This window comes from Moraxella lacunata (assembly GCF_900453205.1).
Lineage (GTDB): Bacteria > Pseudomonadota > Gammaproteobacteria > Pseudomonadales > Moraxellaceae > Moraxella > Moraxella lacunata_B.
Map to the genome: position 1 here is coordinate 62,387 of NZ_UGQU01000002.1, position 12,958 is coordinate 75,344.

Annotated in this window: 16 protein-coding genes; 10 read left to right on the top strand and 6 right to left on the bottom strand. The window is 44.3% G+C overall.

Translation table 11 applies throughout. The features are described 5' to 3' along the window. Nucleotides 1-6 precede the first annotated feature (6 nt). Nucleotides 7-453: a ferric iron uptake transcriptional regulator gene (gene fur / locus DX073_RS05750; protein ID WP_115006544.1), complete on the top strand. Its 447-nt coding sequence runs from the start codon at nt 7-9 to the stop codon at nt 451-453. Between the two features lie 57 nt (nt 454-510). Here fur and DX073_RS05755 read toward each other — a convergent pair whose 3' ends face one another. Together DX073_RS05755 and DX073_RS05760 are read right to left on the bottom strand one after the other, a co-directional pair. After that, nucleotides 511-1,638, bottom strand: coding sequence for a PilT/PilU family type 4a pilus ATPase (locus tag DX073_RS05755; RefSeq protein WP_115006547.1), 1,128 nt, complete (start codon nt 1,636-1,638; stop codon nt 511-513). Nucleotides 1,639-1,647: 9 nt separating this feature from the next. Continuing rightward, the gene (locus DX073_RS05760) at nt 1,648-2,694 is read right to left on the bottom strand and encodes a type IV pilus twitching motility protein PilT (protein WP_115006549.1); all 1,047 of its coding nucleotides are present in this window, start codon (nt 2,692-2,694) and stop codon (nt 1,648-1,650) included. Nucleotides 2,695-2,859: 165 nt separating this feature from the next. Here DX073_RS05760 and DX073_RS05765 point away from each other — a divergent pair, with 165 nt between their 5' ends. Beyond that, complete coding sequence (locus tag DX073_RS05765; RefSeq protein WP_115006551.1) at nt 2,860-3,564, top strand: YggS family pyridoxal phosphate-dependent enzyme; 705 nt, start codon at nt 2,860-2,862, stop codon at nt 3,562-3,564. Here DX073_RS05765 and DX073_RS05770 read toward each other — a convergent pair. The 3 genes from DX073_RS05770 to DX073_RS05780 form a co-directional block, all read right to left on the bottom strand. Continuing rightward, nucleotides 3,555-4,424 carry a PoNe immunity protein domain-containing protein gene (locus DX073_RS05770; RefSeq protein WP_115006553.1) on the bottom strand — a complete coding sequence of 290 codons (870 nt, stop codon included), beginning with the start codon at nt 4,422-4,424 and terminating at the stop codon, nt 3,555-3,557. The two genes, DX073_RS05765 and DX073_RS05770, sit on opposite strands and share 10 nt — an antisense overlap. 107 nt (nt 4,425-4,531) lie before the next feature. Then, nucleotides 4,532-5,137, bottom strand: a complete 606-nt coding sequence (locus DX073_RS05775; RefSeq protein WP_115006555.1) for a cell division protein ZapA — start codon at nt 5,135-5,137, stop codon at nt 4,532-4,534. 20 nt (nt 5,138-5,157) lie between these two features. After that, on the bottom strand, nt 5,158-5,523 hold the full coding sequence (locus DX073_RS05780; protein WP_115007520.1) for a hypothetical protein: 366 nt from the start codon (nt 5,521-5,523) through the stop codon (nt 5,158-5,160). Nucleotides 5,524-5,668: 145 nt separating this feature from the next. Between DX073_RS05780 and DX073_RS05785 the strand changes: the two genes are divergently transcribed. Further along, complete coding sequence (locus DX073_RS05785; RefSeq protein ID WP_115006557.1) at nt 5,669-6,316, top strand: UPF0149 family protein; 648 nt, start codon at nt 5,669-5,671, stop codon at nt 6,314-6,316. 496 nt (nt 6,317-6,812) lie between these two features. Next, nucleotides 6,813-7,907, top strand: coding sequence for a zinc-dependent alcohol dehydrogenase family protein (locus tag DX073_RS05790; protein ID WP_115006559.1), 1,095 nt, complete (start codon nt 6,813-6,815; stop codon nt 7,905-7,907). Between the two features lie 460 nt (nt 7,908-8,367). Here DX073_RS05790 and DX073_RS05795 read toward each other — a convergent pair whose 3' ends face one another. Continuing rightward, the gene (locus DX073_RS05795) at nt 8,368-9,366 is read right to left on the bottom strand and encodes a homoserine kinase (protein ID WP_115006561.1); all 999 of its coding nucleotides are present in this window, start codon (nt 9,364-9,366) and stop codon (nt 8,368-8,370) included. A 331-nt stretch (nt 9,367-9,697) separates the two neighbouring features. On the opposite strand from DX073_RS05795, the gene trhP reads away from it, so the two are divergent. The 6 genes from trhP to DX073_RS05825 are packed head-to-tail and all read left to right on the top strand — an operon-like array spanning nt 9,698 to nt 12,943. Continuing rightward, nucleotides 9,698-11,152 (top strand): prephenate-dependent tRNA uridine(34) hydroxylase TrhP, encoded by a 1,455-nt coding sequence (trhP, locus tag DX073_RS05800; RefSeq protein ID WP_115006563.1) that lies wholly within the window; start codon nt 9,698-9,700, stop codon nt 11,150-11,152. A gap of 27 nt (nt 11,153-11,179) precedes the next feature. Beyond that, nucleotides 11,180-11,449: a hypothetical protein gene (locus DX073_RS05805; protein ID WP_115006566.1), complete on the top strand. Its 270-nt coding sequence runs from the start codon at nt 11,180-11,182 to the stop codon at nt 11,447-11,449. A gap of 9 nt (nt 11,450-11,458) precedes the next feature. Then, on the top strand, nt 11,459-11,887 hold the full coding sequence (locus tag DX073_RS05810) for a type II toxin-antitoxin system VapC family toxin (protein WP_115006568.1): 429 nt from the start codon (nt 11,459-11,461) through the stop codon (nt 11,885-11,887). A 16-nt stretch (nt 11,888-11,903) separates the two neighbouring features. After that, a complete protein-coding gene (locus tag DX073_RS05815; protein WP_115006570.1) occupies nt 11,904-12,308 on the top strand; it encodes an FKBP-type peptidyl-prolyl cis-trans isomerase in 405 nt (134 codons plus the stop codon). Nucleotides 12,309-12,365: 57 nt separating this feature from the next. Continuing rightward, nucleotides 12,366-12,686, top strand: coding sequence for a DUF4298 domain-containing protein (locus DX073_RS05820; RefSeq protein ID WP_115006572.1), 321 nt, complete (start codon nt 12,366-12,368; stop codon nt 12,684-12,686). Then, complete coding sequence (locus tag DX073_RS05825) at nt 12,686-12,943, top strand: YfhL family 4Fe-4S dicluster ferredoxin (protein ID WP_115006574.1); 258 nt, start codon at nt 12,686-12,688, stop codon at nt 12,941-12,943. The genes DX073_RS05820 and DX073_RS05825 overlap by 1 nt, the downstream gene beginning before the upstream one ends. The last annotated feature ends 15 nt before the right edge of the window (nt 12,944-12,958 follow it).

The window sequence follows — 12,958 nt, forward strand, 5'->3', positions numbered from 1 at the left end:
ATTGATATGGGATTTACCAACAAAGATTTACGCAAGGCAGGTCTAAAAGTAACCTTGCCCCGCATGAAGATTTTAGAGTTATTAGAGAACGCAGAACACCACCATATGAGTGCCGAAGACGTGTACAAGGCACTTGCCGAGCAGGGCGAAGATGTCGGTTTGGCGACGGTGTACCGTGTGCTAACCCAGTTTGAGCAGGCGGGTATCGTTGAGCGTCATAATTTTGAAAATAACCTATCGGTGTTTGAGATTGCCCAAGAAGAACATCATGACCATTTGGTGTGCGATGTCTGTGGTAAGATTGAAGAGTTTCATAATGCCGTTATTGAAGACGAGCAAGAGAAAATCGCTGAGAAGTATAATTTCAAACTGTCAGGGCATTCACTGGTGCTACATGGCGTATGTGATAACGAAGAGTGTCAAAAGACCCTTGACCCTGCCAATAAAAGCTAAATCAAGAGTCATAAAAAGACTGGTCATTACCAGTCTTTTTGTTTGCCTATCGCCAAGTTATGAGTAGTCGCCCATGTCAATAGAGAGTTTGGCAGACTCTTCTTCGACCGCGGCGGCATTTTTGCTTTCGAGTTTGATTTGTAGACGTAGGTCGTTCGGGCTATCGGCGTGTTTGAGTGCGTCTTGATAGGTGATTTGCCCTGATTCGTACAGGTCGAACAACGCTTGGTCAAAGGTCTGCATGCCGATGTCACGAGAGCGTTTCATTACAGGCTTAATCTCGTGAATCTCGCCCTTACGGATGTAGTCAGCAATGAGCTGTGTACCCAGTAGAATTTCGATGGCGGCACGGCGACCTTTGCCATCAGGGGTTGGGATAAGCTGTTGGGCGATGATGGCACGCAAGTTCAGCGACAAGTCCATGAATAACTGTCCGTGTCTGTCCGCTTCAAAGAAGTGAATGATACGGTCGATGGCTTGGTTGGCGTTGTTGGCGTGGAGCGTGGCAAATACCAAGTGACCTGTCTCGGCGTACTGGATGGCATAGCTCATGACTTCACGGTTACGAATCTCACCGATAAGGATGACATCAGGGGCTTGACGTAGAGTGTTTTTTAGACCTTCTTCAAACGAGAGCGTGTCAATACCCACCTCACGCTGAGTGACGATACAGCCTTTGTGCTGATGGACGTATTCAATCGGGTCTTCGATAGTAATGATATGACCACGAGAGTTCTCGTTACGATGGCCGATCATGGCAGCCAGCGTGGTGGATTTACCTGTACCTGTCGCACCCACAAGTAGGATAATGCCACGCTTTTTCATGGCAAGCTCTTTTAGGATGGGTGGTAGGTTCAAATCTTCGGTGGTGGGAATCTGCGTCTCAATCTTACGCAGTACCATCGCCGCCTTGTTACGCTGAATCATTGCCGACACACGAAAACGAGCGGTTTCGGCTTTGTCAGAGATGGCAAACTGGCACTCGTTAGTCTCATGAAACTCTTTTTTCTGAGCTTCGGTCATGATACTGGTCACCAATGCCATGGTCTGTTCAGCGGTCAGTGGGGTTTTGGTCATGGGCAAAATGGTGCCATTGACTTTGAGTGATGGGGGAACGCCTTCGGTGATAAAAAGGTCAGAGCCGTTTTTGGCAATCATCACTTGTAGTAGTTTATCAAAATCCATGTGACCCCCTTATAAGAACGCTTCTGGCTGTTTGGCATAGACACGTGCCGTCTCTTTGGTGATGGTGCGAGCGGCAACTAAGTTCTTTAAGGTCTGGTCAAGGGTAATCATGCCTTCGCCAGCACCTGTTTGGATGGCAGAGTACATTTGGGCGATTTTGTTTTCACGGATAAGGTTACGAATGGCAGGCGTGCCAAGCATGATTTCATGAGCTGCCACACGACCGCCCCCGACTTTTTTGAGTAGGGCTTGCGAGATAACCGCCTGCAAGGACTCGGATAACATCGCACGAATCATGTCTTTTTCGGCGGCAGGGAATACGTCAATCACACGGTCAATGGTCTTGGCAGCGGAGTTGGTGTGGAGCGTCCCAAACACCAAGTGTCCTGTCTCGGCAGCGGTTAGGGCAAGACGGATGGTCTCCAAGTCACGCATCTCACCGACCAAAATGATATCAGGGTCTTCACGCAGTGCCGAACGCAAGGCGGCATCAAAGCCTAGGGTGTCACGGTGTACTTCACGTTGGTTCACGAGCGATTTTTTGGATTCATGGACAAACTCGATGGGGTCTTCGATGGTTAGGATATGCTCTTTACGGCTTTCGTTGATGTAGTTAATCATCGCAGCGAGCGTGGTTGATTTGCCCGAACCTGTCGGACCTGTAACCAGTACCACACCACGTTTAAAGTCGGAGACCTTTTTAAAGACAGGACCCATGCCCAAATCTTCCATGGTCAGAACCTTGGATGGAATGGTACGAAATACCGCACCAGCACCACGGTTTTGGTTAAAGGCGTTCACACGAAAACGAGCCAGACCTGGGATTTCAAACGAGAAGTCAGTTTCTAAAAATTCTTCGTAGTCGGCACGTTGTTTGTCATTCATGATGTCATAAATGAGCTTATGCACGGTAGAGTGATCCATCTCGGGGGTGTTGATACGCACCACTTCGCCGTCCACACGAATCATGGGCGGTAGTCCTGCCGATAAGTGCAAGTCGGACGCTTTATTTTTTACCACAAAACGCAGTAGGTCTTCAATACTAGGAGCTGACATGGGATTGCCTTAAAATGAATAAACTAGATAAATTATGGGTTTATTATACAATATTTTGCTTTGCCATTAAAGCACGTCCCGTCAGATATTACAATCCATTTTATGCCAAAGTTTATGCCATTTGTGGGGATTTTCTGCTAAAATACAAAGATTTAAGGAAAAATCATGACACAAGCTTCCCATCATCCATCATCCAATGCACTCATTGAACGGCATACGGCAGTCAAAGAACGCTTAGACGCCATCAATGACACCTATCAGGCCGACCCCAAAGCGGTGCTACTTGCCGTCTCAAAAACCAAGCCATCATCAGACATTGCCACGCTGTATCAGGCAGGACAAAGCCAATTTGGTGAAAATTACTTACAAGAAGCCTTGATAAAAATGAGCGAACTGGCACATCTGCCGATAACATGGCACTACATCGGGCATATTCAGCGGAACAAGACCCGTGACATCGCCATGCATTTTGACTGGGTGCAGACGGTGGAGCGAGCCATCATCGCCGAACGGCTAAACGACCAACGCCCAGATGACCGCCCACCCCTAAACGTGCTTATCCAAATCAACATCGATGATGAAGCGAGTAAATCAGGCTGTCGCATTGATGAGTTGGATGGGTTGGTACAAACCGTGATGAGCTTGCCAAAGCTGACCCTGCGTGGGCTGATGATTATCCCAAGCAAAGACGGTACGGACGCATTTGTCCGCACCAAAGCGATATTTGATGACATCAAAGGGCGTTTTGATTTGCCTGACTTTGATACGCTCTCCATGGGCATGAGTGGCGACATGGAGCAGGCAGTTGCCCACGGCTCAACGATGGTGCGAGTGGGGACGGCGATATTTGGCGAGCGGGATTATGGTTGATGTAGCATAGGCTCTTTGGGATTCTTTTGTCTTGCCCACGCCACCAAATCTTTGGGGTAATGGATGAATTTGTGCAAGGGTGTATCGTCCAAATCAAAAAGATAGACAAGGCATGCTGGCACAAATTCCCAGTAGCCAAAATAGCCGTATTCATCTTCCATTCTAAGATGGCTGTTATGCCATAGCTTATCATTGTGGTATTCGTACCATTCTTCTAGGTTTTGTCTTAGCTCATCGATGATGGCGTCTTTGATTTTTTGGGTGTTGCCTGTGTTGTGATATAAATCATCTAGGCAGTCACAGATAATCGTATACCAAGGGTTGTTGTATAAACCACCGTCCACATTGCCAGCTCGCACTTCTTGCACAAGACCACTGATTCTAAACAAACGGTCAGTCATTGCATCGGTGGCATCAAAGACATCTTGGTTTTGACCTTCTGCCAACAGCTTAATTTTAGGTAATAAATCACGGCAATCTAACAAATAGGCTAGACTGATAAATTGTAAGACTTTGTCAGAATTAGAACCTAAAACACTTGGTAGACTGCCTTCATCATAATGATGTTTGGCAATGGCGGCAGCTTCATTTTCTTTGCATTCGATACATTTGTATAGATAAGGAATCAGAGTCTTGATGTCATCACCTGCGGTATAGGCAAGTAGGAGTTGTCCGTAATATACATCAAATAGGATTATCCAGTCTGGCTGTAAATCCACCTCTAGAAAGTTAAAATCTTTGGTATAATAACCCTCATCGTGAATATGCTCTTCTATCAAATTATCCCAATAAGGCTTAATCTTTTCATAATAATCTTTGGTCATAAACTTCTGACGGCGTTTTTGGGCGAAAGTTGTCATGGGAAATCCTTTTTAATTTTTGATGGTTTGAGTTGAATAGCTTAATTTGATGGGTAAAACTAAGGCGTGTTTGATGGGGTTTGCAAACACGCCTTTTGTCATTTGGGTTACAACACCGAACGGGCGTCTTTGGTGATTTTCTCAATCAGGGCTTTGGCACGTTCGTTGTCTAGCAGTTGATTTTTGCGGTCGTTTTTTAGGCTTTGGCATTGGTCGTACAGCTCCAAGCAAGTCAGTACCAACAGCTCTTCGTTACTGGGGTTTTTGCCTTTGACGGCACGGCGAAGCTCACGGATTTTGTCATTGATGTATGCCCCTGCTTGCTCCAACTGTGCCACTTCATCGACAGGACAGGTAATGCGGTGCGATGACCCTGCAATGCTCAAATCAACCGCCTTAAAGCTCGGCTTGTCCGCCTTATCGGCAGGTTTGGTCGGGGCTTTGGGTGTGGTGTTGCCAATATTGCCAAGCGTGCTGTCGCTTACTTTTAGAGTAGGCGTGGGCGTGGCAGATTTGGCAGGGGCTGGATTTTCTGTGTTTTGGTTGTTTTGGTTTTGGCTTGGATTTTGGTTTGAGCTTAGGCTTGAATTTAGGTTTTGTTGTGTTTTTTGCTCGGCGGTCTTGTTCGGCTCGCTTGGGGCAGATGTCTCATGCGATGGGCTGACTTTGATGTTATTTTTGGCACCGAATTTGATGGCAGAATGAATGTTCATGAGTGTGTCCTTGTTGATTTTTATTGGTGATTTTGGTTATCAATTTTGCTAAGCCATGTTTGGATGACTTCGGCACGGCTGATGGCAAGGGCGTTTTTCTCGGCAAGATCCTTGTTTTGTTTGGCTAGGCGTTCATTGTCTTGGCTTAGCTCATCTAGGCGTTTGTCCAGCTCATCTTGGGCGGACAGTAACTCTTTGATACGGGCGTGCAAGGCGTTATTTTCATCTTTGCTTTGGTTGATTTCAAGCTGTAACTGGCTGATTTGACGGGGGCTGTCATCATGTGCCAATTTGTGTTTGAGATTGGCAAGTTCGGTGGCGGTGATGTTATAGCGTGCTTTTAGCTCGGCGATGGTCTGCTCTAAGAGTTGTAATTGGGTTAGCATGGGTGTTCCTAGGATAATGGGCAATAAGCGATTGTTAGCGATGATTGGTGTTATTGTAGCATGAGATTTTAAAAACACAAAACGCCCTTGACTTTTGCCAAAATGACGGCATTTATAGGGCAATTTAACCAACAGCGAGAGCCTTATGAGTGACGAGTTATCAGGATTTAATGACTGGACAGAAGCATTTAGCACATGGACAGATGTCTCTATCAGCGAGCTACATGGTCTCATGAGTGCTTTGATGACCGCCTGTCATCCCACGGACATGGCAGGATGGTCGGCGATATTGACCGAGCTTAGCTTTGCCCTGCCCGATGAGCGGGCGTTGGAGCTGTTGGTGGAGTATGGCGAAGACGTGAGTTTTGCCCTAAAAGACAAAGATGACGCCTATGGCTATGAGCCACTGGTGCCTGATGATGAGCATGAGCTGTCTGAGCGGTTTTTGGCACTAAAAGACTGGGCGGGGGGCTTTATCACAGGGCTTGGCATGGCAGAAGTGGCTCTGACGGCGGATGAGCGTGAGCAGGTGGCTGACCTTGCCAAAATCGCCAGTATCCGCCCTGATGAAGAAGATGAGTTTGATGGCGATGAAGAAGAGTATTTGTACTTATTTGAATTTGCCCGTATGGTGCCAGTGAGCCTATCTAACCGCAAACGCAAAAATGTGTCAGATTTGTCCATCATCAAAGGCTTATCCCCCGACCGTCTTACCGCCAGCGAAATCCAAAAAGAGCACGAAGCCCAAAAGGAGCTGCCCCCTGTGTTTAATGCGATGGATAAAAAGCAGTAGGTAGGGTTATCCAAAATCGGTTTTTGTGGATTTGACAAATTTGACAATTTTAAAAAGGACGTGGCGAACATGTCCTTTTTTGATGGGTTGTGATAAATGATAAAAAGGGGTTTTAACATGGTTTTTAAAATTGTCATTTTTATAAAAAATTATCCCAATTTAAAATAAATTTTCATATTTTTAAAAACACCCTTTATAATTCATTTTTAAAAATAAAATAATATAACATAACAAAAAATACAAATACGATGGCATAAAAAATTACCCAAATGATTTATTAGGAAAATCTTTAAATTGTCATAAAAATTTCATTGGAAATTCCCCAAAAATTTTGCTACATTACATATAGGGAATTTATCAGACAAATAAATTTCTAGGTTTGCCAATGATTATTTTGCCAAATGAAAATGATGATTGGTAAGAATATTTTCTTTATCAATGATGACTGATGATTTTTATTGGTTATTTTGATAAATATCAATAGATGGAGACAATCATGACCAAGCCTGCCACGATGAAAGCGATGACCTATTATGGAGCTGATGACATTCGTTTTGAAGAGCGACCCACGCCAGCAATTATTGACCCAACCGACGCCGTGATTCGCATGACTAAGACCACGATTTGTGGGACGGATTTGGGGATTTGGAAAGGTAAAAACCCCGAAATTGAAGCAACCGCCCGTGCCAAGACTGGCGAGTGGAACGGTCGTATCCTAGGACATGAAGGCGTGGGTGTTGTAGAAGAAGTTGGTTCAGCCGTCAAAAACTTCAAAAAAGGCGACAAAGTCATCATCTCGTGTGTATCTCGCTGTGGCTCGTGCGAAAACTGCCAAAAACAGCTTTACGCCCATTGCCGTGCCGATGGTGGCTGGATTATGGGGTACATGATTGATGGCACGCAAGCGGAGTATGTGCGGACGCCATTTGCCGACAACTCCTTATATCATCTGCCCGACAACCTAAACACCGATGTGGCGGTATTCTTGTCAGACGCCCTGCCGACTGGGCATGAGATTGGCGTGCAGTATGGCGATGTCAAACCAGGGGATTCTATCGTCATCGTGGGGGCGGGGCCTGTGGGCATGGGCGTGCTACTAACCGCACAACTGTACTCGCCTGCGACCATCATCATGGTGGACATGGACGATAACCGTTTGCAGATGGCAAAAGAGATGGGGGCGACCCACACGGTCAATTCATCATCGGGCGTGGCGGACGCCGTAGAAGCCATTCGCGCCATCACGGGCGGGCGTGGCGTGGACTGTGCCATCGAAGCGGTGGGCATTCCTGATACATGGGATATTTGCCAAAAGACCGTCAAAGAAGGCGGTAACATCGCCAACGTGGGCGTACATGGCACGTCGGTGAACTTTGAGCTTGAAAAACTGTGGATTAAAAACCTAAAAATCACCACAGGGCTTGTCAATGCCAACACCACAGGCATGCTGTTAAAAACCTGTGAATGCAGTAAATTGCCGATGGACAAACTTGCCACGCACCATTTTAAATTTGATGAGATGGAAAAAGCCTATGACGTGTTCAAACATGCGTCAGAGAATAAGGCGATGAAAGTGATTATTGAGTATTGATTGGTACTTGCATCAAAAAAACTACAAGCTTTAAAGTTTGTGGTTTTTTTGATGGATGAGTTAAGACTTTGTTGATGTTAGCCTGCGAGTTGGGCTTTTGTGCCAAACCCAACGGTTGAGATTTTTACATCCAAAATAGCATAAAACGAGTGCCAACAACCAGCTTACTGACCCTTTGACCGTTTTGCACTTGGCGAATAAATACAACCGCTTAGGCGATAATACCCCAGACTTTGCAGATATCCATCGTCATTTACACCCTACAGAATGAAAAAGTGCTACGGTTTTTCGTTCGTGGTGAGCTAAGCCTGCCCATGACGGAAACCGACCCGCAGGCAAGCTTGTGGTAAACGGTTTTCGTAGTAAAATTCAATTTTTGTTAGCTGTATGACAAGCCCACGTTGTTTGAGTAAATCAAGTTGCTCTGGCGTGTCAATCCATATTTTGGATTTTGCTGACATTACACACGCCCCCAATGAAAACTCGCCAACCGTTTCATTAAATCAGGATTTTTGACCATAATATCATCGCCCGTCCGCCCTTGTTCACGGTTATAATAGATGACGTTTAGACGCAGTAGCCAAAAAATCGTGGCAGAGTAGGCAAGCATGACAGGCAAGGCGGTTTTTTCGTTGTCCGTCAATGGGCGAACGCTTTCATAGCTGTCTATAAAGGCACTCATTTTGTCGGTGTTAAAATTCACGCTCTCGCCGTCTCTTGCATTGCCCCAAGTCGTACAAAAATCGTTAATGGTAATGGCAATGTCCATCAAATAATGCTCCACCGACACTTCAGTAAAGTCAAGAAGTCCCGTAAGTGTGACCGTATCGCCCGAAAAATCCCACAAGGTATTGTCAGTAAACATATCCAAATGACACAAACCCTTAGGCAAATCATCGGGCAGATTGGCGTAGGCTGTCCAGATGTCGTTCATCAGGCGAGCTTCATCGGTCGGCATATAGGCGGTTTCACGCTCTTTGACCCTTGCCCAGTCGTACAGTGGCACGCCATAGTTTTCGGCAGGCTCTAAGGTTTGGAGGGTATTGTGCAAGGTGGCAAGTGCTTTTCCCATCTCAAAGCACATTGGCTCATCGGTGGTTTTTGGGTGTGAACCTGAGAGTTTTGGCACAACTAGGATTGCTTTGTTTTCGTATCGCATGACGCAGTCGGTGCCGATGTCATCGCCTTTGGCGGTGAGCTTGACAAGCGGTGGAGCGATTGGCAATTTGTCTTTTAGGGCGTGCATGACGGTTGCCATTTTGATAATATCAGCAGGCACACGCTCTTCAAATAGGGTAAATACATAGCTAAACTCATCGCCCACGTCGCTGTCGGTTTGGATAAACCAGTTGGAATTTTTGATGCCTTGGGTAATCGGAATGGCTTTTTTGAATTTTACGCCAAACAAACCACAAAACGCAAAAAATTCATCATCAGATAGGTGGGTATAGACGGACATGGGTTGGCCTTTTTTGTCAAATAAAAAACTTTATTTTAAAACTTTTTGCAAAAATTTACGACTACTTTTTGACTTTTTAAGCATTGGACTTATTGTAAACTTAAAGTTAAAGAAACCGTTCGTGATGAGCTGTGCCTGCCTATAATGGTTTTCCGACCCGCAAGCATGGCTCGGGACGAAAGCAAAGCCTAGTATCGCAAGAAGTTATTATTGATTTCATAAAAGCCAGTCTCAACTTCACCAAATTAATCTTACAAATTTAGTATGAATTTGATGGGCGAATTTTGATATAATAACAAGTTTAACAAATTTAGCCAAAACGAGCCAAACCATGACAACCGATACGCTAAACACAACAAAGCCAAGCCAAAAAAAACCCGAACTTCTCTGCCCTGCTGGCACCTTTAAAAATATGCAATACGCCTTTGCTTATGGGGCGGATGCGGTGTATGCAGGGCAAGCCCGTTATTCTTTGCGAGTGCGTAATAATGATTTTGATGAAGACAATTTACGAGCCGGCATTGAATACGCCCATTCGCTTGGCAAACAATTTTATGTGGTCGTCAATATTCAAGCCCACAATGCCAAATTAAAAACCTTTATTGAAGACATTCGCCCCGTCATTGAGATGAAGCCTGATGCCCTGATTATGTCGGACGCAGGAATGATTATGATGGTGCGAGAGCATTTTCCAGAGCAGGTCATTCATTTGTCGGTGCAAGCCAATGCGGTAAACTGGGCAACGGTGAAGTTTTGGAAGCAAATGGGCGTGTCTCGTGTCATTGTCAGCCGTGAATTATCACTCAAAGAAATTGAGCAGATTATTGCCGAAGTGCCTGATATGGAAATTGAAGTCTTTGTCCACGGGGCTTTGTGTATGGCGTATTCGGGGCGGTGTTTATTATCAGGTTATATTAATAAACGAGATGCCAATCAAGGCACTTGTACCAATGCTTGTCGCTGGTCTTATAATACTTATAAAGCAACAGAAAATGAAACAGGCGATATTGTTCCTGTAACGCAAAATAATATTTCCAATGCCGAAATTTTTATTCCCAGTCAAAATGAAAATAGCATTGCCAATGTTAATTTAAATGGCGATAAGATAATGGGTGATGATTATGTCGAAAAGCCGTCCGATGAAGTGGTGCTGATTGAAGAACAAGGCCGTCCAGGCGAGCTGATGGCAATGTATGAAGATGAGCACGGCACTTATATTATGAATTCAAAAGATTTAAGAGCGGTGGAATTAGTCCCAGATTTAACAAAAATGGGCGTGCATTCTTTAAAAATTGAAGGGCGTACCAAATCGCATTATTATGTCGCTCGCACCGCCCAAGTTTATCGCCGTGCCATTGATGATGCGGTCGCAGGAAAGCCATTTGACACAAGCTTGATTACCGCTTTGGACGGTCTTGCCAATCGTGGCTATACCGAAGGGTTTTTAAGACGGCACATTCATTCGGATTATCAAAATTATGAATACGGCTCATCAAAAACCGACCATCAGCAATTTGTGGCGGAAGTTTTGGACATTAATGATGACAAATTAACTTTGACCGTCAAAAATAAATTAAGCCAAGGCGATGAAATTGAAATTATGACCCCGCAAGGCAATTTGATTTATACCCTTGATAAACTTTGGGACAAAAAAGGCAATGAAATAGAATCGGCACTCGGCTCTGGTTGGATTTGCCAAATTAACAATCCCTTTAAAGAAATGGACAAAGAAGTGTTAAAATTTGCTCTGGTGATGAAAAAGGTAGATGAGCCGATTTTTACTTGATTTTCTTATTTTTATAAGGAGAAAATTATGCAAGTGTATCATATAGAGAAATTTGATAGCCAAGCCAATCATTTATTTGAATTGGCTAAGTCAAACCCTGTGCATATTGAAAATCAAAATTCGCATTTTGTATTATTGGATTTTGAGTTTTTTAATGCGTTGGTTAATAAAAAACCAAAAACCTTATATGATGTGTGTATGGAATATAAGGCGATTGGTGATATGGATTTTGACATTCCTGAATTTAAAGATTTACCACCAGATTTTAGCGAATTGGAAACTTTATTTAATGATTGAGAAAGTACAATGATTTTACTTGATACCAATGTGATTTCTGAAATCAGAAAAATAGAACAAAATAAAGCCAACGCTAATGTAGTGGCTTGGGCAAACACTTTGGATTTTTCAAAGGTGTATTTAAGTGCGATTGTGATTGGAGAATTAAAACTTGGGGTTTTACTAAAACGCCATAATCACGATTCTGTGCAAGCAGATATTTTGGAAGATTGGCTAAACAACTGGGTTTTGGCAAAATTTGCCAATAGAATTTTACCAGTTGATGAGAGGATTGCTCAAATTTACGCCAGTTTAAATGTCCCAAATCCAAAAGCTTTAAATGATGCTTATATTGCCTCAACCGCCATTGTCCATAATTTAACCATTGCCACTCGTAATATTAAAGATTTTGATGGTATGCCTGTTAAGTTAATTAACCCTTTTGAATTTCTAGCATAACCACTTAGGAGACCTTATGAACATCAAATACCCTGCTTTGATACTGTGTGCCATTCTAGCCCAAAGTCCTTTGGCCGCTACCGCCTTTGCTCACACGCCCACTCACAGCACCGCCTCAGGGCTAAATTACCGCATTATCCAAGACGGTCATGGCAAAAAACCCACCTTGCACGATGAGGTAGAAATTCTTTTTACTTCCTATAATGCCAAAGGCGAGGTCTTGGAGGGTACGTTAAACGGTGTGCCTGTGATTTTGCCTGTCAGCGAAATGTTCACAGGATTAAAAGAAAGCCTGCTTTTAATGCCTGTGGGTGCAACTTATGAATTTGACATTCCTGCTCATTTAGGCTACCAAGAAGAAGGCAAAAGCGGTAGGCAAGCCGCCAAATACCGCATTGAGCTTTTGCGTATCAATCCTTAATTTTAGTACATAAACATTCTGTGCTATAATGCCTATTATTTTTTAAAAGGAATAGCTATGACCACTCAAACCCGTATTAACGAAATCCAAGCCATTTATAAAGAATGGCTTGCCGTCCACGAACGCCTAGAAATCGCCAAACAAGACTTGGCAAAAAGTAGCGATCTGATGAGTAAATTGGAGCATTTTTATTTTGATGGCGAGTATCGCAAGATTTTTGAGCAGATTGAAAACGGCTTGGAAGTGGATTTGACGACCGATGGCGAGTACAGCGTGATGAGCGAAGATGCCATCTGGAACGCTATTCACGACCACGACAGCACGCTGTGGGATTTTATGCGGTTTTGCGTCAAGCACTTGGACAAAGCTGGCGAATAATGGCACTAAAAATCACCACCGACTGCATCAACTGCGACATTTGCGAGCCAGAATGCCCCAACGATGCAATCAGCTACGACCAAAAAGGGCAAAAAACCTATGTCATCAACCCCGACCTATGCACCGAGTGCGTGGGCTTTTATGATGAGCCGACCTGCGATAAGGTCTGCCCGATTGACTGTATCATCAAAGACGATGAACGACCCGAAACCCCTGAGGATTTGATGGCAAAATATAAGCGGATTTGGGGGAGGTGACCCCCATTTTACCTT